Origin of the sequence: Saliniradius amylolyticus (genome assembly GCF_003143555.1) — a bacterium.
Classification (GTDB): Bacteria; Pseudomonadota; Gammaproteobacteria; order Enterobacterales; family Alteromonadaceae; genus Saliniradius; species Saliniradius amylolyticus.
In genome coordinates this window covers 2463860-2482890 of record NZ_CP029347.1, presented here as the reverse complement: position 1 = coordinate 2482890, position 19031 = coordinate 2463860, and the positions used below count along the sequence as shown (strand labels likewise).

At 52.2% G+C, this 19031-nt stretch carries 28 protein-coding genes and 1 tRNA gene; 26 read left to right on the top strand and 3 right to left on the bottom strand.

All coding sequences use genetic code 11. The features are described 5' to 3' along the window. Positions 1-5: 5 nt before the first annotated feature. From HMF8227_RS11660 to HMF8227_RS11645, 4 genes are all read left to right on the top strand, one after another. The gene (locus HMF8227_RS11660) at positions 6-1016 is read left to right on the top strand and encodes a phage late control D family protein (protein ID WP_109340341.1); all 1011 of its coding nucleotides are present in this window, start codon (positions 6-8) and stop codon (positions 1014-1016) included. An 87-nt stretch (positions 1017-1103) separates the two neighbouring features. Beyond that, positions 1104-1298 carry a hypothetical protein gene (locus HMF8227_RS11655; RefSeq protein WP_109340340.1) on the top strand — a complete coding sequence of 65 codons (195 nt, stop codon included), beginning with the start codon at positions 1104-1106 and terminating at the stop codon, positions 1296-1298. Continuing rightward, positions 1298-1783, top strand: a complete 486-nt coding sequence (locus tag HMF8227_RS11650; RefSeq protein ID WP_109340339.1) for a hypothetical protein — start codon at positions 1298-1300, stop codon at positions 1781-1783. Before HMF8227_RS11655 ends, HMF8227_RS11650 begins: the two co-directional genes overlap by 1 nt. Further along, positions 1773-2216 carry a hypothetical protein gene (locus tag HMF8227_RS11645; protein ID WP_162558591.1) on the top strand — a complete coding sequence of 148 codons (444 nt, stop codon included), beginning with the start codon at positions 1773-1775 and terminating at the stop codon, positions 2214-2216. The genes HMF8227_RS11650 and HMF8227_RS11645 overlap by 11 nt, the downstream gene beginning before the upstream one ends. Here the strand turns inward: HMF8227_RS11645 and HMF8227_RS11640 are convergent. Further along, positions 2213-3049 (bottom strand): hypothetical protein, encoded by an 837-nt coding sequence (locus HMF8227_RS11640; protein WP_109340337.1) that lies wholly within the window; start codon positions 3047-3049, stop codon positions 2213-2215. The genes HMF8227_RS11645 and HMF8227_RS11640 overlap by 4 nt on opposite strands. A gap of 119 nt (positions 3050-3168) precedes the next feature. On the opposite strand from HMF8227_RS11640, the gene HMF8227_RS11635 reads away from it, so the two are divergent. From HMF8227_RS11635 to HMF8227_RS11565, 14 genes are all read left to right on the top strand, one after another. Beyond that, the gene (locus tag HMF8227_RS11635) at positions 3169-3381 is read left to right on the top strand and encodes a hypothetical protein (RefSeq protein ID WP_109340336.1); all 213 of its coding nucleotides are present in this window, start codon (positions 3169-3171) and stop codon (positions 3379-3381) included. A gap of 157 nt (positions 3382-3538) precedes the next feature. Continuing rightward, positions 3539-4024, top strand: a complete 486-nt coding sequence (locus HMF8227_RS11630) for a phage regulatory CII family protein (protein WP_109340335.1) — start codon at positions 3539-3541, stop codon at positions 4022-4024. Then, the gene (locus tag HMF8227_RS11625) at positions 4017-4208 is read left to right on the top strand and encodes a hypothetical protein (RefSeq protein ID WP_109340334.1); all 192 of its coding nucleotides are present in this window, start codon (positions 4017-4019) and stop codon (positions 4206-4208) included. The genes HMF8227_RS11630 and HMF8227_RS11625 overlap by 8 nt, the downstream gene beginning before the upstream one ends. Then, positions 4205-4873, top strand: a complete 669-nt coding sequence (locus HMF8227_RS11620; RefSeq protein ID WP_204101055.1) for a tyrosine-type recombinase/integrase — start codon at positions 4205-4207, stop codon at positions 4871-4873. The genes HMF8227_RS11625 and HMF8227_RS11620 overlap by 4 nt, the downstream gene beginning before the upstream one ends. After that, positions 4861-5130, top strand: a complete 270-nt coding sequence (locus tag HMF8227_RS11615; RefSeq protein WP_109340332.1) for a hypothetical protein — start codon at positions 4861-4863, stop codon at positions 5128-5130. Before HMF8227_RS11620 ends, HMF8227_RS11615 begins: the two co-directional genes overlap by 13 nt. Further along, positions 5090-7852, top strand: a complete 2763-nt coding sequence (locus tag HMF8227_RS11610) for a toprim domain-containing protein (protein WP_204101054.1) — start codon at positions 5090-5092, stop codon at positions 7850-7852. The genes HMF8227_RS11615 and HMF8227_RS11610 overlap by 41 nt, the downstream gene beginning before the upstream one ends. A 14-nt stretch (positions 7853-7866) precedes the next feature. Further along, entirely contained in the window at positions 7867-8124 is a 258-nt protein-coding gene (locus tag HMF8227_RS11605; RefSeq protein WP_109340330.1) for a hypothetical protein, read from the top strand. 73 nt (positions 8125-8197) lie between these two features. Beyond that, positions 8198-8767, top strand: coding sequence for a YfbR-like 5'-deoxynucleotidase (locus tag HMF8227_RS11600; protein ID WP_109340329.1), 570 nt, complete (start codon positions 8198-8200; stop codon positions 8765-8767). Then, entirely contained in the window at positions 8764-9303 is a 540-nt protein-coding gene (locus HMF8227_RS11595; protein ID WP_109340328.1) for a phiTE_072 family protein, read from the top strand. Before HMF8227_RS11600 ends, HMF8227_RS11595 begins: the two co-directional genes overlap by 4 nt. After that, positions 9296-9874: a 3'-5' exonuclease gene (locus HMF8227_RS11590; protein ID WP_109340327.1), complete on the top strand. Its 579-nt coding sequence runs from the start codon at positions 9296-9298 to the stop codon at positions 9872-9874. The genes HMF8227_RS11595 and HMF8227_RS11590 overlap by 8 nt, the downstream gene beginning before the upstream one ends. Next, positions 9861-10448, top strand: coding sequence for a hypothetical protein (locus tag HMF8227_RS11585; protein WP_109340326.1), 588 nt, complete (start codon positions 9861-9863; stop codon positions 10446-10448). The genes HMF8227_RS11590 and HMF8227_RS11585 overlap by 14 nt, the downstream gene beginning before the upstream one ends. A 360-nt stretch (positions 10449-10808) precedes the next feature. Further along, complete coding sequence (locus HMF8227_RS11575; protein WP_109340324.1) at positions 10809-11066, top strand: hypothetical protein; 258 nt, start codon at positions 10809-10811, stop codon at positions 11064-11066. Further along, complete coding sequence (locus HMF8227_RS11570) at positions 11059-11331, top strand: HU family DNA-binding protein (protein WP_109340323.1); 273 nt, start codon at positions 11059-11061, stop codon at positions 11329-11331. The genes HMF8227_RS11575 and HMF8227_RS11570 overlap by 8 nt, the downstream gene beginning before the upstream one ends. Positions 11332-11403: 72 nt before the next feature. Then, positions 11404-11769 (top strand): hypothetical protein, encoded by a 366-nt coding sequence (locus HMF8227_RS11565; RefSeq protein WP_109340322.1) that lies wholly within the window; start codon positions 11404-11406, stop codon positions 11767-11769. A gap of 3 nt (positions 11770-11772) precedes the next feature. Here HMF8227_RS11565 and HMF8227_RS11560 read toward each other — a convergent pair whose 3' ends face one another. Beyond that, the gene (locus HMF8227_RS11560; protein WP_109340321.1) at positions 11773-12141 is read right to left on the bottom strand and encodes a hypothetical protein; all 369 of its coding nucleotides are present in this window, start codon (positions 12139-12141) and stop codon (positions 11773-11775) included. A 275-nt stretch (positions 12142-12416) separates the two neighbouring features. Here HMF8227_RS11560 and HMF8227_RS11555 point away from each other — a divergent pair, with 275 nt between their 5' ends. From HMF8227_RS11555 to HMF8227_RS11530, 6 genes are all read left to right on the top strand, one after another. Beyond that, entirely contained in the window at positions 12417-12641 is a 225-nt protein-coding gene (locus HMF8227_RS11555) for a hypothetical protein (RefSeq protein WP_109340320.1), read from the top strand. Then, positions 12634-13173 carry a BRO family protein gene (locus tag HMF8227_RS11550; RefSeq protein ID WP_109340319.1) on the top strand — a complete coding sequence of 180 codons (540 nt, stop codon included), beginning with the start codon at positions 12634-12636 and terminating at the stop codon, positions 13171-13173. Before HMF8227_RS11555 ends, HMF8227_RS11550 begins: the two co-directional genes overlap by 8 nt. A gap of 612 nt (positions 13174-13785) precedes the next feature. Next, the gene (locus HMF8227_RS11545; RefSeq protein ID WP_109341095.1) at positions 13786-14796 is read left to right on the top strand and encodes a tyrosine-type recombinase/integrase; all 1011 of its coding nucleotides are present in this window, start codon (positions 13786-13788) and stop codon (positions 14794-14796) included. After that, positions 14793-15044, top strand: a complete 252-nt coding sequence (locus HMF8227_RS11540) for a hypothetical protein (protein ID WP_109340318.1) — start codon at positions 14793-14795, stop codon at positions 15042-15044. The genes HMF8227_RS11545 and HMF8227_RS11540 overlap by 4 nt, the downstream gene beginning before the upstream one ends. Before the next feature lie 399 nt (positions 15045-15443). Beyond that, positions 15444-15737, top strand: coding sequence for a hypothetical protein (locus tag HMF8227_RS11535; protein WP_162558589.1), 294 nt, complete (start codon positions 15444-15446; stop codon positions 15735-15737). Then, entirely contained in the window at positions 15734-17290 is a 1557-nt protein-coding gene (locus HMF8227_RS11530; protein WP_109340316.1) for a recombinase family protein, read from the top strand. Before HMF8227_RS11535 ends, HMF8227_RS11530 begins: the two co-directional genes overlap by 4 nt. On the opposite strand, the gene HMF8227_RS11525 is transcribed toward HMF8227_RS11530, so the two are convergent. Then, positions 17274-17350 (bottom strand) — tRNA-Ile (locus HMF8227_RS11525). The two genes, HMF8227_RS11530 and HMF8227_RS11525, sit on opposite strands and share 17 nt — an antisense overlap. A gap of 254 nt (positions 17351-17604) precedes the next feature. Between HMF8227_RS11525 and HMF8227_RS11520 the strand changes: the two genes are divergently transcribed. Together HMF8227_RS11520 and HMF8227_RS11515 are read left to right on the top strand one after the other, a co-directional pair. After that, positions 17605-18354, top strand: a complete 750-nt coding sequence (locus tag HMF8227_RS11520) for an MbnP family protein (protein WP_162558588.1) — start codon at positions 17605-17607, stop codon at positions 18352-18354. A gap of 152 nt (positions 18355-18506) precedes the next feature. After that, on the top strand, positions 18507-18836 hold the full coding sequence (locus HMF8227_RS11515) for a hypothetical protein (RefSeq protein ID WP_109340314.1): 330 nt from the start codon (positions 18507-18509) through the stop codon (positions 18834-18836). The last annotated feature ends 195 nt before the right edge of the window (positions 18837-19031 follow it).

Here is a 19031-nt window from a genome sequence, read left to right as displayed (position 1 = left end):
CGCCAATGCAGTTTGACTACCAGATTACCGCCGACGGCAACGACATCACCAACACCATCCGCCCTTTGTTTAAGTCATTAGAAGTGCAAGACAACGCGGGCAATAAGCCAGACACTCTAGTGTTAACCTTGGTCGACGATGGCAGGGTGGCCTTCCCTCAGCGCGAGAGTGAGCTGGAAGTGCGCACTGGTTATGCAGGGCGAGGCCTGCATATGAAAGGCCGTTTTACGGTGGAGGACATTGATCTTGGCTTGGATCAGCCCATCATCACCATAAAAGCCAGCTCAGCTAAACTGCGCTGGGCCTTTCGCAGCCACCGCGACCACACATGGCAAAACATCACACTGCAGGACGCCATTAACCAGATGGCCGAGCGCAACGGCTTTAAGGCCGCCGTGAGCGATTTTTTCAGCCAATTCACCATTGAGCACTATCTACAGCAGGGCCAGAGCGATGCCGACCTAGCCAAGCAATGGGCCGAGGAGTACGGCGCCACCCTGAAAGCCACTACTGACCGCCTGATATTTATGGAAAAAGGCAGCAACACCAGCGCCTCGGGCAAGGCGTTGCCGGTGGTACCGCTGGCGCTGAATGAGCTGGTAAAAGGGAGCCTGACACTTTCTGGCTCAGTCACCTACGAGGGCGTGATGGCGTCCTGGCAGGATCTGGATCAGGCCGAGCGGCAGAGCGCCGTAGCGGGCAATAGGGACGGCCAGCGCATTAAGAAACTGCCCGAATTGCACGACAATGAAGCACAGGCTCAAGCCGCCGCTGACAGCGAGTGGCACCTACTGCAGCGCAAAGAGTACCAGTTGAACATAAAATCCATGCCTGCTGTGCCAGAGCTGACCGCCGAACGGGTGATCGAACTCAGCGGCCACCGCCGCGCCCAGTTTAATACCACCTGGGTGATCGACAGCCTCACCGAAACCCTGGACGACCGAGGATTTTTGCAGAAGCTGAGCGCCGTGGCGCCGAAAGACTCACTGGAGGGGATACCAAGGCTGGCGCGTTGAACCGTGAAACTTTTTCTTGTTGTGCGGTTCATGTGTGGGTATATTTATTTGGCAATAAATCTATACATAGTTTTAAGGAGTGAAACGATGAGTTCTGACGGTATCAATCCGCCTTTAGTAAAAAACACCCCAACCTATAACACCGACAAGGTGCAGAAGGCGCCCTCGAATGGCGCTGAGGTATCAACCTCTACGTCTGACGGTATCAACCCCCCATCTACTCAGGATACGGTAATCCTGTCCCCCGAAGCTCAGGCATTGCTCGACGCTGAAAATCAGTAATGTCAGACGTTACCCGGGTGCTGTTATTTAACAGTGACCTGATACTTCTGGTGTTGTATGTGCTCGCTATTGGAGCGGCAGTAAGATGTCGACATCGCTCTTATGTGATTTTGGGGATCATTCTGCTGCTGGTGCTAGGCGTTCGGCATTACCTGGCCGCTTTCTATGCAACATTACCTATAGAGTCATACAGGTTCTGGTGGTATCAGAGCTGGTTATATCTGTTTGTTGGGGGACTGCTGCTTTCAGTCTTGGCCCACAATGCGCTTTTTGTGCAGCGGGGAAAGTGGGTGAAGCCGATTTACTTGCTGATGCTGGTTAATGTGTTGGCCTATGGTTTTATGCATGTACAGCGGATAGAACTGGGAATCAATGAGCCCAATTGGACGTTCACGGCTTATACCATAACGGTGGTAACGGTGAATTATATGATCGCTGGACTGCTGTTGTTTGGAGCTGTTAGGGAGAATGGATATGAGCGTTAGCACCATTGCTGTCATTATTTTGGCGCTGATCGCCTGCTTGTGTGTGATGAAACTGGATGATGTGGGGCGATATATACGTGCTCAAGCCATTCGGTGGCTGTATCGACGAGCTCCCTTCTTTCATGCTCACCAGTTGTTGCAGCAGGTGGCCGAGCATCAAGGACAGCTTCCTGCTGAGTTGCAGGCCATGGTTGAGGATTACTCAAGGACTGTTGCTGCCTCGCGCAAGGTGGAGTTGGACCAGGACGAATACTGGCGATTGCTAGAAGCTGAGCGACTGGTACAAGCGCAACTGAGTAACATTCATAAGCGTATGGACAACGAGAGCCGGGCTGAGGCGTTTACGAATATTAAAACCGATATGATGGTTTGGGATCGACAGTGGCGAAACGATAAGGCGCCTGCCTCAGAGGTGGATTACTCCATCGATTAGCGTACGGCATCGATGGCCATAGTCAGTGCTTGGGGCTGAATGGTGTCGGCGGTTGCGCCTGCCTGGATGGCATGGTTATAGGCCGCCGATATTACCCTCGCCTTTTGGTTAGGGGTGAGGGTGAGTTTCTGCTCGATCAGGGTTTGCTCTAACAGTTCTACAACGGCCCGCATTAAGTTGATTTGTATCCCTTGGGTGTTGTCTGATGTGCTGGATTCCCAAGACTGAAACTCAATGTTGCTCTCCTCTAACTCCCCTTCCCTCATAACTCGGGTGTTATTGGTGAGGTGTCCACAGGAATCGTTATTTCCAAAAAGCCAGTACGGCCCCACCATCCCTAATCGGATTTCCGCTTTATTCAATGACGTACAAGCCTGCACTACTTCAAGCATGCCTGCTCTGGCCAGTTGCTCCAAAAACTCGATAAGCAGCTTGGAACGTGAGCCCGTTAGCACTTCAACCACATGGTAGTCGATCGTTCGTTTTGCAAAATCAATCTGCCCTGGCTGATGCAGCACGACAGTGACCTCAGGGTAAGACTCTACAACTATGATTCGCCACGGTTCATCTTCCAAAGCTGTGCTGAGGTAGTCCTGCAGGTCGTCACCATTGGTAAACGCATGCACCTTAAAGGGTGCCCCATCGCCGGTTAATAACCAGTTGATATTGACGTTCTCTGTGCGTGAGAGGATGGACAATAATTCGGGATCGGGCGTTTTCCCCTTGCGCATGTTCTGTATTTTGCCGTCAGACAGCCCAAGGGATTTACCCCACCCATGTAGGGTGCGGTCGCCAAGTACGTGCGTTAATCGGTCGAGTACAGAATCTTGCATAGAAAGTTGAAAACACTTGACCAGCTAAAATTAGCTGTCTAATATCTCTCCTGTAAACAAAAGCAGCTAAAAATAGCTGTTTGCGTTTTTGACAAACAAAAGTAAACAGGATTGTACCAATGAGCCAGAAAAAAGCACTGAAAAACAACCCGACACTGAGTGTTCGTGGTAGGGAATTAAAGGCGAGAGTGATTCGTTTAGCCACGTTAGATAAACGCCCACCTTCACAAATGGCGGCAGTATTGCTTGAGGAGGCCGTGCAGGCCGAAGAGGAAAAGCTAAAATTAGCTGCTATCGATAAGGACCCCGACTACCGCAGCCTTATTGCATAAAGAACCCTTACCTGCGCCAACAGGTAAGGGCCTGAGTAGAGGTTCTGCTCAATCGGCAAACCGAAAGAGAAGATCGCTTCGACACGTTCGACCTCTGAGCCCGATTGTAGCGTGAGCCCTGTTTTTTTCAATGTGAATTGTAAACAGGAATAACGCGATGATGGATCGTAGCCGTGTGGCCCCCGTAGAGCGGGCGGCTTATGACTTTGTGCGCCGAAAAGGTGCTCGCTACTTTGAAACACTGTTGGGTAAAAAGCCCAATGTGCTGTCTAACGAAGTTAACCCCAATACCCCCACCCATAAGCTGGGCTTGCTGGACTCGCTGCTGATGCAGTTAGACACCAGCGACTTCTCCATTTTGCATACCTGCAACCATGTGTGTGGTTTTCAAGCCGTGGCCCTTGGCCGCAATTTTCACGACACCAGTGATATGGAGCTGTTAAACCGCTACAGCAACTGGCATGCGGAAATCGGCGATGTAAACCGCGAGCTAAATTCGGCGCTGGCCGATGGTGACATTAGCGCCAAGGAGTACGAGCGTATTGAGCGCGAGTTTTTTGAAGCCATTGCCGCGGGCTTTGAGTTTTTAGCCCGTGCGCGCCATTTGGTGCCTGAGCTGACGCCGGAGGTGCCCCATGGCTGACACCAATGCCAACGGCGTACCTGTGGCCTTAACCAAAAAGGGCATTCAACGGGTAACGGATAACACCGCCGGTAAGCAGGTGGTGTTGCCTCAAGGCTTGATTACGCAATTTTTTGGTGACGAGCTGATGCAGATGCTCAGCACTGACGAGCCCGAGCAGAGCAAGGCGGAGGGGCAATCGTGAGTGTATTTGAAAGCTACTACACCGAGGCCGAGGAAAAGCGCCTGTTCAGCACCTTGCGCCGAGTGGATGACCTTGCCGCCAAGCGGGATTATTACGTGTGTTTACTGTTCCGCGAAACCGCCGTGCGCTTGGGGGTGTTGTTTGGCCCAGATGCCCGCAAAGCGGAGCGTGAGAACCTGCCTATGCTGGGCTTTACCTTGGGCAACGCCCGCGATTCGCTGAAAGAGGAATACTTGGTGTTTGAGGCGGCGAACAATAAACGCCAGAAAAAGCACCCGGTGCACCTTAATAAATCCGCTACGGCGGCGTTGAAGCAATTACTGAGCCTGCACAAGCAGATGACCCGCCACTGGGACTGGGACTTACCCCACGACGAGCGCCCGCTCATAGTGGGACGCTTACGCAACCGTGGCTTGTCGCGCCGTAACTTTCAGGAGCGGTTTCGCTATTGGTGTGATCAGGCCGAGGTGCCTATGGGTACGGTGCACTGGTTGCGCCATACATGGGCTAAGCGCTACCTAGAGCGCAGCGAAAGCCCCGCCGCCTTGCGCCATGTGCAGGCGGTGCTCGGGCACGCCAACATTAACACCACGGCCATTTATACCCGACCCGACAAAGAGGCGCTGGTGAATGCTATGCAGGAGGCCAGCACATGCCGGAAGTAACAGGACCACTGGTGCGAACGGCACGAGCTGGGGTGCAAATTAACCTGACCCGCTTACCCGCAGACAAAAAGCGTAAGGCCTGGGCTCTGATCCGGGATGAAAACCCGGCATTAGCTCAGCTGCTTCAAAGCCACGCCTTTAACACCGTAAAACAACAACTCGAAAACACATTTGGACCGGTAGACGTGCTCGTGAACCCGGCGGCAATGGGAGGCAATGAGTATGGCATCCGCCAACGACTTAAAGCAGAGGATTGATCTACACGATTTGGCCACCCGCTTGGGTATGGAGCGCCCTGACCCGAGTGGCAATTACCGCAGCCCGCACCGTAAGGACCAAAACCCGAGCCTGAGTATTTGGACGGGCAACGATGGCATGATGCGCTGGAAGGACCACGCAGGCGATGCCGGCGGCAGTTGCATTGACTTGGTGATGTACGTGGAGGGCTTGAACGACAGCGGCCAAGCCTTAAGTCGCTTGCATGAAATTTATGGCATTGAGCCAGACCGGCCCGAAGCGCCGAAAGAAAAAACCCAAATTGAATGGGTGGCCGATCAGGTGTTGGCCAACCCTGGGCCGGCCAAAGACTATTTGGTGAACGAACGTAAGCTGAGCGCCGAGGTAGTGGATTACCTGATTGCCCGCAAAGCGGTAGGCCATAACGATTGGCGGAGCACCCAAAAACAAGCGGGTGAGCAAGGCCACGGTGGCCCCGCGGTGAGCTTTATTGCCCGCTGCCTACACACCAACCGGGTGGTGGGCATTGATAACCGATACTTTGACAAGGAGTTAAACGGTGGCCTGAAAACCAAAAGCCAAGGCGAGAAGATGGGCCACCCTTGGGTACCAGACCTGAACGCGTTGAAACGAGCCAAAACGGTGTATGTGGTGGAGTCGGCCATTAATGCGGCCAGCATCATCAGCGCCTTTGACCCTAAGGCCACTGGCAAGGTGCCGGTGACGGCGGTGGCGCTGCGCGGGCTGGCGGTGGACACCATGGACTTTCGCTTTCTGCAGAATAAGTTTGTAGTGGTGTGCATGGACAACGACCCACCGGTAGAGAACGGCCCAATGAAAGGACGTCGCCCCGGTCCTGAGGCCGGCTGGGAAATCTACGAGGCGCTGAGCGCGCTGAACATTCCCTGCCTGTTTGTGGATCACGCCAAGTGGCCGGAGGGGGTGAACGATGTGAACGATTTACTGCAACAGCTTGGCCCTGCCACCACCATGAATAAGTTGCGCTGTTATGAGAACTGGTTGATTCAGGGCTTTCCCGGCTCGGCGCCTGCAAAGGGTTGCCATGCCACGCACGCTCGGCGGCGGGTAACCCTGCCTGACCACGATTTTGCGGTGTATTGGCAATACCGAGTGCGGCCCGATTTTAGCAGTTTTGTGAAGTTGGGCGAGGACGAGGAAGGCAACGAGAAAAAAACATTCCACGATCTGGCCGGCTTTCGTATTGCCGCGCTCAGCCGTGTGACCATTACCAGCGCCACCGCGGCACTGACCGGTGAGAGCGACAGTCAGCCCAATACTGTGTTTGCCGCCAGTGTGCAGGTGCCTCGGCATCCCGGTAAGTTGATACGGCGCGTGATGCAAGACGAGCAGTTGCACAATATTGACCAGTGGAAACGCTTTGGGCCCATTTTCCGCCCCGCGCAGTTTGCACGAATGCTGAACATTTTGGAGCGCACCACTCACATGGGCGGGCGCGATGCGCTGAACTTTGTGGGTATTGCCTGGAAACAGGGCAAGCCAGTGCTGAATGAGGGGCCAGACTGTTACTTTAGTGAGCCGGATAAGCAGTGCCCTTATCACAACCTGTCTTTCCCTTCTGGCCCTGTGCACCAAGCCAAGCCAGTGATTGAGGCCTACGCCAAAACCATGCAAGGCAACTCGGCATTGACCCTGCTGGTGTGGGCCTTGGGCGCGCACTTAAAAACCTTTATTGGCAAGTGGCCGCACATGGTATTGCAGGCGGACAAAGGCACGGGTAAGTCAACGTTGATCAAACGGTTGGAGCGCTCCATTGCCTTTACCATGTTTTCTGGCCAGAGCCTGAAATCCGAATTTCGCTTGTTGACCTCCATCAGCCACACCACACATCCCGTCGGGTGGGAAGAACTGAGCGCCCAGGGTAAGCGCATTATTGATTTGGCGGTGGCCCAGTTGCAGGAAAGCTACAACTACACGGTAACCCGCCGTGGTAGTGACATGCTGGAGTATGTGCTGATAGCGCCGGTGTTGTTGGCCGGTGAGGACGTGCCCGTGGACAGCCTACTGGGCAAGGTGGTGCGAGCGGATTTGAACAAAGGCAAGGGCGCGCTGATACCCGAGAGTTTGCCGCGCTTTCCTGTGAAGGAGTGGTTGCAGTTTATTACCCGCTACAGCCGTGAGCAGGTGAGCACTCTGTACCACGAATGCATCGAGTACATGGAGAAATATTCGATGGCGGCGGCGCACGACAACGGCGCCACTCGTATGCGCGATAACTACGCCTGCTTGTTGATGGCGTGGCGGTTGCTCAGCGAATTTGCCGACGTGCCCTCGAACTACAACGGCTTTCACAATGATTTGATTCAGGACATGAACAGCCACATCAAGGAAACCGACAGCGACCGCGAACCCTGGATTTGGATTATGGAGTTGATTTTGGGCGAGCTGGACGCGGGCCATTATCGACACCCCAGCCACTTTGACACGGTGGAAGAGACGTTCTGCTTACTGATTCGCCCTAGCCACATTATGCAGCACATCGGCCAGAGCCCGGCGCTGAAACACATTTACGACGGTTTGCCGGTGAAGAGTGCCCGGGTGCTGAAAAAGCAGTTGTTAAAGGCCGGTGTGGTGGTGAAAGACGGCGTGGAGAAGACCATTAACGGGCGGCGCATAAGCAATATGCTGGCGCTGAGTATTGAGGAATTGCAGCAGTTTGGACTGGCACCGTCGGTACCCGATGGGCCGGACAAGATTGACTAACAACGGAGGAGACCATGGAACAACAAATCGAAAAGCAACAAGTTGAACAGCAACCACCCCAGGCGGTGATCAGTGCGGCGGAGTTTTGCCGAGGTGTAACGGTGCGCGTCACCGGCCGTTTTTTAATTGAACAGGGCCTGGCGGAACGCTGGTACCAGCTGCGGCGCAAAGCCCTGCGAGGGGCCAAGGGCATTAAAAACCATCGGATTCAGCCGGACTTTGTGGACGAGCTGTACGTGGCTCAGGCACGAGTGTTGGGCCTGATCCAGTAAACCCGCCGGCGCTGTGCCGGCACAACACAGGGGCGCCAACCCCTTAATTAACATTAACTGAGTAGAGGTAATTATGAGTAACTATCAAACCTACAGCGGTGATTACTTAGACCTTTCGGGGCCGGATGTGTCGGCGCTGACGGTCAATGACATTGCCCATTCGCTGTCAAACCAATGCCGTTTTAACGGCCATTGCCAGGCATTTTATTCGGTGGCTCAGCATTCGGTGCTGGTGAGCCAGATTGTGCCCCGTGAGCTGCAATACGATGCGCTGTTTCACGATGCGGCCGAGGCTGTTACCGGAGATATGACCCACCCCATTAAGCGAATGCTACTGGACTTTCAAGCCTTGGAAGATGAGGTGGAAGAGGCGCTGTTTGCGCAGTTAGGTGTAACCACGCCCTTGGACCCTGCTATTAAGCAAGCCGATCTGATTTTGTTGGCCACTGAGCGGCGCGACCTGATGGCCGAACAAACCCTACCTTGGGCCATGTTGGAGGGGGTTGAGCCGTTATCTGAGGTGATTTCACCTTGGACACCCGAGCAAGCGAAACAGCGTTTTCAGGCGCGCTATAACCAGTTGGTTCTACGCGAACGCTACGGCCCCAATGTGGCGTTGACTGAGCAGGGAGGAGCAGCATGAAAGTAGAACGCTCAACCACCCTTAAGCTGAACATCTCTGAGTTGGAGCGGTTAGACCCGATCACGGTGTTTTTGGAAGATCTCGGCCCGAATAAGGGCAGGATCACCATCCGCTGTTTTGACCAGACGTGGAGTGCTAATTGGAACGCCATGGGCGCCGCCTCGGTCGCGCACTTCTTTGTGCGCTGCGACGAGAACTACCTGTGCAATAGCTTAAGCTCCATTCCCGCCCGCATTACCGCCGATGATGACCTGGTGCGCCGAGCCATTAAGCAGGAGATACAGCGCCAGCGAGAGGCCGACCTGCTCGATAACGACACCGCCGAGCGCATGTGCGCCCAGGTGGACGAGATGACCATGGAGTGCCCCAACGAGGCGTTACTGCGGGAGGTGTTTGATTACGACTGGCGTTACCAGCTGCCTGAGAAAGATAACCCGGAGTATATGTACCTGTGCCGCATTATCAACGCTGTGCAGTATGCGTTAAAAGTCAGCGTACTGAGTGAGGAGCCGGTTAAGGAGGTGCGCTATGGCTAAGCCAGCGATTCAACCCATAGAGATGGACGGCGCGCTGATCTTGGATACCGAAACCACCGGACTGGACGACAACGCCGAGGTGGTAGAGGTGAGTGTGATTGATGCGGCCACTGGGGTGAAGGTGTTTGATACCTTGATCCAGCCCTTTGACCCCATTCCGGCTGAGGCTACGGCCATTCATGGCATCACTAACGACATGGTGCAGTATGCGCCCACCTGGGACGAGGTGTATGACCTCTTTCTGGGCCTGGTCTTGAACCACCCTTTGATCATCTACAACCGGGATTACGATATTCGCCTGCTCAATCAAAGCAGCGAGAAGCGCGGCATCGTCCAGTTGCTGACCGGCGACTGCATCTGCGCCATGCAGTGGTACGCCGCGTTCTACGGCGAGTGGGATGAGGAGCGTGATCAGTACAAGTGGCAGAAGCTCGGCAATGCCGCCCGTCAGCAGGCCGTGAACACCTCAGACTTGACCTTGCATCGAGCCTTTGCCGATTGCTTGGTAACAAAACGGGTGATCGAGGCCGTGAACGACCGTTTGATGGGGGTGGCGCATGGCCTCCGCTAACTCTAGACGTAACCCTGATGCGTTGCCTTCTGACCTTTACACTACGCCTGAGTGGGCGGTTAAGGCGCTGCTGAAACGGGAGCGTTTTGAGGGTTCGATCATCGACCCCGGCTGTGGCTATGGCACCATTTCTGAGGCGTTGAAAGCCAAAGGTCATCAGGATGTGACCTCGCTTGACCTGAACGACTGGGGCTATGGTGAGACGGGCGTAAATTACTTGGAGCACGAACGTCAGTACGCCAACGTGATCATGAACCCGCCGTTCCTGCTGCTGAGTGAGTTTATCACCCATGCCATGGAGCACAGCCAGCATAAAGTGGCGGTGTTTGCTCGCATTAACGCGCTGGAGGGCGTTGAGCGGTTTGACACTCTCTACGCCAACCGTAAGCCGCGCTCGGTGTATGTGTTTGTGAACCGGGTTAAGTGCCCTAAGGCCGGTGTGTGCGATGGTGAGAGCTCGTCGGTGTTTTATTGCTGGCTAGTGTGGGACTGGCGCAAGCCATCCCCGCGCTGGTCACGCCTGAAATGGCTGGCTGATAAGCCACCAAAACAACAACGACCAAGGAGGAAGTGATGGGAATTAAAACGATGCCAGTGCCCTTAGATCCTCGGTACGAGCAGCTAGTGCCTATGATTACTAATAGTATGAAAGCGTATTGTATTGGTGAGTTTAGCTGGGAGGAAGAGGCTCCGTTTTATGACGAGAACGGCAATATCATTCAGAGTATTGCCACCCGAACTGTACCTTGGGATCTCTGTAAACGGATTTATCAGCAAATGGCTACTATGGCGAACGCATCGCCTGAGCTGGATCAAGCCTCCGTTGACTCACTCACTTGCCCACATTGCGGGATGGTAACGAGCTTTCGGAATGCACCTGAAATCGATACAACGGCTCGCTTTCTTCTCAGAACGACCTTAAAAGGTGCGGACGATGGTTGATTATACCCAGCTCTATTGTCCTTCTTGTGCCGGGCGCCTCGATGCCCATGGGGCTTGCTGGCCCAAATGCGAGTATGAAGCATGGGTAGGGCCTCCACCCCCGCTAACCAGGGAACAGGCCCTGACCAAGCGCATTGAGAATATTAAGAGTAGTATCCGGATCTACCGAAAAGAGATCCGGACTAAGCAAAGCACTGTTGAGCGCTATCAACAGGAATTAAACCAACTGAAAGGTGATAACCATGAATAAAACTCAACTGATTAACCATATTGCGAACCAAGCGGAGCTGACGAAGGCCGATGCCGGCCGTGCGGTGGATGCTTTTACCGATGCGGTATCCGAAACCTTGAAAAACGGTGGCTCTGTGCAGTTAACCGGCTTTGGTAGCTTTGGTGTGAACCAACGTAGCGCCCGCAGCGGTCGCAACCCGCAAACCGGCGAAACCATCCAGATTGCCGCCCGCAAGGTACCCAACTTTAAAGCCGGCAAGGTGCTGAAAGACGCGGTGAACTGACTCTTACCCGCTTTCACGGTCTAAAAATGTGCGGTACATTGGTACCGCATTTTTTTTGGAAGGAAGCGAATAATGCGATTACCTCTCTATATGGCCTTGCTTACTGCGGCTACTATTGTTTTTTCGGTCTCCGCCGCTGAGAAAGTAAAAGTTAACTGCCTTGAATTTGAAGCTATAACTGGTGACAACCTACCTTGCGACAGCTTTAAACAGATTAGCGTGGATAAACAAGAGTACGAAAAAGCACTGAGCATTAAGGAGGTTGAAAACTGTAAAAGCCGAGTCAGGGCCAAATTCACTAAGAAAGAGTGCCAAGTCACACCAAAGTTATATAACGAACCCAAAGACTACCAGTGCCACACTCAGTTAAAGGCTTGTGAGCCTCAAAAAACTGTAGAAAAGAAGGCTGATGATGAAGATAAGGTCGAGCTTTGGTAATGCCTATAGCTCGTCATCAAAAACGGGTTCGTAGTAACAAAGGCAATAACCTGTTTGTTCTGGGTTTATAGAACGACACTGGCAATTTAAATGGGGTAGAGTCGGGGCTTTAAGTTCATCATCCAGATCCAAGACTCTTCCCTCTATGCTCTTGCAGAATGCGCAGTAGTGGCCCCCTAAGCCGTTGGCAACGATTTGAACGTGAGAGACTCCAAGCTCTCTCTGCTCAGCTATTTCCTCCAATTGCTTTTGGTGCATGGTGACCAAATAGGGCATAAAATCGAGCCCTTCTTTCGCTGCCTTTTGGGCGAAATAAAGCGCTCTCATTTTCTCATCGAAAGGCGTTCGCCCCTGAAATTCGTTTCTATTCATGCAGAAGTCCCTTTGTTTAAAAATGCGCGGTTGACAGGCTAGGCCAGCGGGCACTATAGTGCAAGCACGAGGCGTCGAAACCTCAACTCACAGCGGCTATCCGCTCCCGACAGATAAGCGGTTTTTTTGTGCCTGAAATCCGGGTATGCTCCGTTTCCATGTCGGGAGGGGTAGGTCATATAAGACCCGTAAGGGAAAAACCTGCCGCAGCTCTGTGAGGCTGTTTCGAACCTCCCGACACCCTAATTTTCGAAAAAATCTCACAGGAGACCGTTATGGCTCAACCCACCTTAATGCAACTGCATCAGCAGGCCCATGGCACGCTAATCGAAACCCGCTGGATTGTGGACGGACTGATGGCGCTGGCCGGTGCCACCGACGACGAGTTAGAGGCCTTAACCGGCGCCCAGTTAATGGGGCTGTTAAAGCCCGTCAGCGACAACCTGAACCGCGCTCTGACCACGTTGGACACACCAACGGGAGGCCACCATCATGCTTAAAGCCAATAATGTAGTGAACAAGGAGTTTAACGGCCAGAGCGTGACCCTGATCCCCCACCAGGGCGATTTATGGATGACCATGGAGATGATCGGTCAGGCGTTGGAGTATGCGGATCCAAGAAAGGCTGTTCATAAGTTGTATGAGAGGAACAAGGAAGAGCTGAACGAGTATTCAACTGTCGTCAGATTGACGACAGTTGAGGGCGATATTGATAAGCGCCGTAACGTCCGTGTGTTTAACGAAGAGGGCGTTATGGTGCTGTCGATGCTTTCTGGCCAGCCTAAAGCGGCAGCGTTCCGGCGTTGGGCGGTACAGGTGTTAAAAGCCTATCGGCATCAGCAGCTCACGCTGAGTAATTCGGTTCCTGTGGAGCATGACAAGTTCCTAGAGAAGATGGTGATCGAGGCGGGTAAGCGTAACCCCTATGCCCGTACCATACTGCAAGAGCGCTACGGCTTGCAGCCTTCCCTGCTCGCCACCGTAGAATGCCCTGAGTGCTTTGCCACTGTGCCGGTAAAACCAGCCCCGTAACTTAACGGGGCTATCAATCAAAGCCCCTTAAAAAGAGCTTGTGGCCGTTAGGCCACGCCTTATTCATACCAGGGCCCATTAACCGGGCCTTTTACCTTGTATACCCCATCCCCCGCACCCCCTAACGAACTATGGGGGCCGATGCCTTGAGCCGAGAAAAAGGCTAAGGCGGCTCGGCGGGGTGTCAATGTCTGGCGGTCATGTAGTTACGATTTTTTTTATGGACTTGTGGAAGTGTTGGTTTAAGTATTTGTTTTAATTACTATTGAATAGTTATTCACCACCATGGGTTTGTTCAAAACTCCCATGTTTTCGCGCTTTTTTCACATAGGTCTGATTTTGGCGGTTTTTGGTGCGTTCCTTCCTTCTTTCTTCCTTTTTTTAATAAAAAGAGAGAGATAGAGATATAGGGCGGGGAAAATAAAGAAGCGGGCGGTCACATAGGTTTTTTGAGCTGTTTATTTTTTAACCCACAAGTTTTTACGTGTGATCACAGTTTTATGTGGGATGTTATGGGTTCTGAAAGCCTTGAATTTAAAGGCTTTGGGGTATAATAAGTGGGTAATCCACAAGTTTGAGGCTGATCTGTGCCTCCCCCCTGAATTGGTGATCATGGATATCAGTAAATTGGAGCCAGTAGTGCATCGTTGGCTCGACTATAAATTAATGAATGAGGGTAAGTCGGCCCGTACCGTTGATAAGTACGCCGGTTACCTTCTGCGCCTGCAAAACTACCTGGATAAGCCGTTGCTGGAAGCTGAGCGGGACGATCTGGTTAACTTTACCGGCCTGCACTTACATTCTGAGGGGTTTAAACCTCGTAGCCGGCGCGCTGTGGTGGCTGCAGTAAGGGGGTTTTATGCCTGGTGTTTGAAGAACCAGCATATCAGCCAGGACCCGGCCAGGGATCTGGAGTACCCCAAAAGCGGCCAGCGCCTGCCCACCAGTATGAGCCTGAGCCATGCCGAAAAACTGCTGATGCAGCCGGATATTGCCACCTTCACGGGGGTGCGCGATGCGGCCATTTTGGCGTTGATGATGGGCTGTGGCTTCCGTATGGGGGGGATTACAGCACTAAATGACTCGAACCTGATTTGGTATAAACACCAGGATAAGGACCGCCTGGCCATTCGCGTTATCGAGAAGGGCGACAAGGAGCGGGTGATCCCAGTTCCAGTAGAGGCGATGTTGCTGCTGCAGGCCTATCTGGGCCACCGTGAGCTGCATGATATTGATCGGCTGCTGGAGAATGGTGATCGGGTATTGTTTGTATCAACGGGTAACCGTCTGGTACCGGCCTGTGACTATCGTGGCGAGGAACGCCGCCTTAGCGCCCGTTCTATTGATAAGTTCATCAAACGCTATGCAGAAGATGCCGGCATTCCCAATGCTGAGGCTCACGCCCACGCGCTGCGTCACCTGGTTGGTACCGAGCTGGCCGAGGAAAGCGCTACTTCATTCGAGATCCAATCTATCCTGGGTCATGCCGACCCTAAAACTTCCCAGACTTACATCAAGCTGGCCGTGCGTAAGCTGACGGACGTGCTCGATAAGGCCAACCCGCTGGAGAAACTGAACACCCCCATATCACCACTGGCCAAAGAGTTTAAGCGAGCACTATGACCATTAAGCCAATACGGGATCTAATACTGGTGAGACGCCTGGAGTCACAATCAGCCAGTATCATTGAGAACCCAAATCCCAAACCTGAACCCTATGGCATTGTGTTGCGTGTTGGGCCTGCTGTGCGTCATATTGCCACTGGAGAGAAGGTTTATTTCAATCGTTACTCTGGCATTGAACTGGAATCTAATGGTGAGACGTTATTGCTTCTTTCTGAGCCCGAAATCCTCGGATATTACACACCATGAGACTTTTCCCTTTGGGCGACTTTGGTGCTTAGAAATTATATACTTTGTACCACCACTTATTCTTAATCTCAGGTATATTAGAGTTTGACGGATAATTGAATGAGTCTTGGAAACTCCCTTTTGAAACGACCAAACCCTAAATCTATTCAACTGCACACAATAACAATATGCGCGGTTGGGTTAATTGTTATCTCTCTGTATATATTGATTTCACTGAGTTAGTAATATCAGGAGTTTTTATTAATGCGCGGTTCAAACTCTAGAAAAACAGATATAGATGAGTTGATGGGTAGGGTGGGGGCTCGGCATAGAGATACTGTTACCCCCTCAGAGGGGGGGAGGTACCAGAATAACTGCACAGATTTTAACTTTTGCATTGAGCCTACCGATACGGAGCGAATGCTGGCCGAAATACACCAAATGCGGCTTCCTGATGTTTGGCGCGATATCCTCGAAAGCATCGGGCCGTATAACTTTCTCACCGTATGGCGGCTGCTATCGCTGGAGGTCGAGGCGAAAGGTGAATTGCGGGTTTATGTTCCCGCTTTTTCCAAGTTCGAGAAGTTACAGCGCAACCTACTGATTAAAGGGCTGGAACAGGACGGCCTGCGGCCCGCTGAGATCAGAAATCAGGTAAGCGAAGTCACAGGAGAGGATGTGTCATTGAAGACAATACAGAGGGTTTTGCAGTGAATAAGCAGGCGGTTATTTACGTTCGGGTATCAACCAGCAAGCAGGCTGAACAGGAGTTGCCAATTGAAGGGCAGATAGTCCAGTGCAAGGAAAAGGCGCTATCGTTGGGCGCCACGGTCGTTAAAGTCTTTAAAGATGAAGGGCGTAGCGGTCGATCTGATAGTCGGCCAGAATTTCAGGCGGCTCTAGAATACTGCGAGCTCTTTTCCCCTGACTACTTCATCTGTTGGAGTACATCCCGTTTCGCCCGTAATCGGCTTGAATCGCAATTGAATAAGCGCCGCTTGAGCAAAGCTGGCACCCTGTTGGAGTATGTCACTGTTAATTTCGATGCCGATTCGGCTTCTGGGTTGTTGCATGAGGGCATACTGGAACTGTTTGACGAATATTACTCCCACCAGATTGGGGTTGATACCAAGCGCAGCATGATCCAGAACGCTAGGAAGGGGTTTTTCAACGGGGGCAAAGTACCTTATGGATACAACTCAGTGCCGGCTGAGTCCGACCCTAAGCGAAAGGAACTGAGGATCAATGAGTCAGAGGCCGCAGTAGTGCGTAAAATCTTCGACATGCGGCAGAAGGGACTTGGCGGTCACAGTATCGCATCTGAGTTAAACCGATTAGGTTTGATTTGTCGTAACGCCAGGTGGTCAAGGCGAATGGTGAGTAGTTTACTACGAAATCCCAGTGTTGCTGGCCAGATAGTGTTTAACAAAACAGGTCGCCACGGGGTACCTAACAGTCCCGACAAATGGATCGTCATCGACTCCCATCAACCAATAATCCCTCGTGAGATATTTGATCAGGTCCAGGAGATCATTGACTCAGTAAAATTCGACAATAAAACGGCTCATAACAGCACTTACTTACTTTCTGGTCTTGTTTATTGCGGTGTCTGTGAGCGGAAAATGCTTATTGAGAAGGCGAAAGGGGCTAGCAGAAAATACAGTTACTACAATTGCGGTACCAACAGCAGAGGCCCAGGTTGTGATTCTCGGAGAATCAATGCTGACATATTAGATCCATGGCTTGCTGAGCAAGTATGCGACCGAATCCTCACTCCAGAGAACTTATCTGGTTTGCTCAAGGAGTTTGCCGAACTCAGCATGACCTGGGAAAAGAAACAACGCCAGGATATTGGTCTTTTCCAGGCTGAACTAAACCGGTTAGAAGTCGCACAGGAGCGGCTTTATCAGTTACTAGAGCAGCCAGAATCAGGGCTGGGTGTACGCGAGCTGGGAAGTCGCATCAAACGCAATAACAAAAAAATAGACGAGCTTAACCAGAAAATTGCTGAACTCGAGTTACAACCAACCCCTAAAACCAGACTTACAGAGGGGGACCTGGAGGACTTAGCCAACACATTAAAAACCATCATCCTGGATACCGCCAGTCCCGTGAAGGTCCGAGAATTCCTTAGTCACCTGATAGAGATAGTAACGATTGGCACTGAAACGGTGAACATTGTTTACAGGCCTGATGTATTGATAGATGGAGATTGCCGACCGCAAGAACAAAAGTTCATAGCGGGGGCGATGGTGGCCCCACCCTGACTTGAACAGGGGACCTGCCGATTATGAGTCGGATGCTCTAACCAACTGAGCTATGGGGCCATCGGGGAGGTGATTGTTCTGAGTGCGTTAGTCACTCTGAGAACAATGTCGGCGGAGTATAAGCAACTTTAATGGGGATGTCATCAGGTCCGGGAGCGGTGGATTCCTGTTCGTCTAAAAAATCGCCGCTTCAGGCTAACGGAACAGAGAGACGGTGATTGGTTGTGAAAATTGGGGCGTTAGTCGTTGTCCACTTGATTCTCGATGACTTTAGTCCGAGCATTGGCACTGTGATTATTAACGGAGACACGTCAATGGCATTGCGGTGTGTAATGGCCGTGTTGCTGCTTATCTTTCTCAGCGCCTGCCATCCCTGGCAGAAGTCCAATGTATTGCCCGCTCAGCTTTGGTTTGAGGGCAAAGCCTTGCGCTGCGAACAGGCGATACTGATCAACGGCAAAAAGTGGCACCTGCAACATGCACAGTTGTTTTTGACCGATTTTCGTGATCAGGATGGAAATCCCTTACCCCTAAAGCCCGGGCTTTGGCAAAGTGAACATACGGCACTGCTGACATTGGAAAAGTTAGGTTGCTTGCTGGATAAGCAGACGCCCGCCAATCGTAATGTTGTGTTTGCCGAGTCGGTGAACTGGCAGGAACTCAAACAACTGCATTTTACGGTGGGCGTGATACCAGAAGAAAACCAGCACCATCCTCGGGTGCAGCCTTCGCCACTGGATCTGGCGGGAATGATTTATTCGGAAGAGGGCGGGCATCGATATGCTCGCGTGGACTTATTATCTGTGGCCGATCACTGGAGCTATACGCTGGGTTGTCCAATGCCTCATGAAACATCTGAGCTCTGCCCGGAAGGCGGACCCGTTCGTTATCAATTGGCGGTGAGCGAGGACTCGGACGTGCTGATTTTTCATCTGGACCAGCTAGTGAAAGGGCTTAAAACCTCAAGGCGGCATAGCTGCAGCCGAGACTTGCGCTATGAAGCTACCTGTCAGCGGGGTCGGCAAAATCTGGCCAATGGTGCTTTTACTCTGGAAGAGGATTAGTTTAGAGCATTTCTCCGGGGAATAAGAATGTGGCTCGCAAGCGCGCAGTCACAGGGGCTGGGAGAATAAAAGGTGCAGCCTGATAAAAACTTTGTTATCTTGCTTTAACACTCTGATTACTGAACCGATAACTTGAGTCGTGGGGTACGAATATGACCGAGAGGCCTTTTCTACTAAGTGGGCGTAATACTATTATTCATAAGCTGAGAAAGCTTGATCTGCTGGTGCTGAATGGCGACGATATGCCGGCGGTGGTTGTGACCCACAAAGGTGTTAAGGAATACGAGGGTAAGATTCCGGAAAACAAGCGCGAGGCCAAGATGATGGATATCGAGCTGGTGGATGTGACGCTGGGCGATAATTTTGGCGAAGAAAAGATCCTGCTGTTTGTCCAGACCCTCAACGGTAAGGAATACAAAATTGACTACAGCAAGGTGGGTTCGAAGTACTTCATCACCTTGCATCAAGCCAGCTTCCTGTAAGCCGAGCACCGAACATAAAAAGCAACGCCTAGGTGCGTTGCTTTTTTGTGTCCGGTGTTCACTGATCTCAAGATGGTAGTTGTCACAAAACCGACATATTTCTTTTCTCTCATACCGCTGTTAGCCTGATAGTCGCGCTGGCTGTCGGCCCGCCTTCCTTCATGGCTCTGCTTGTCTTAGTGCCAAGCGTAATCC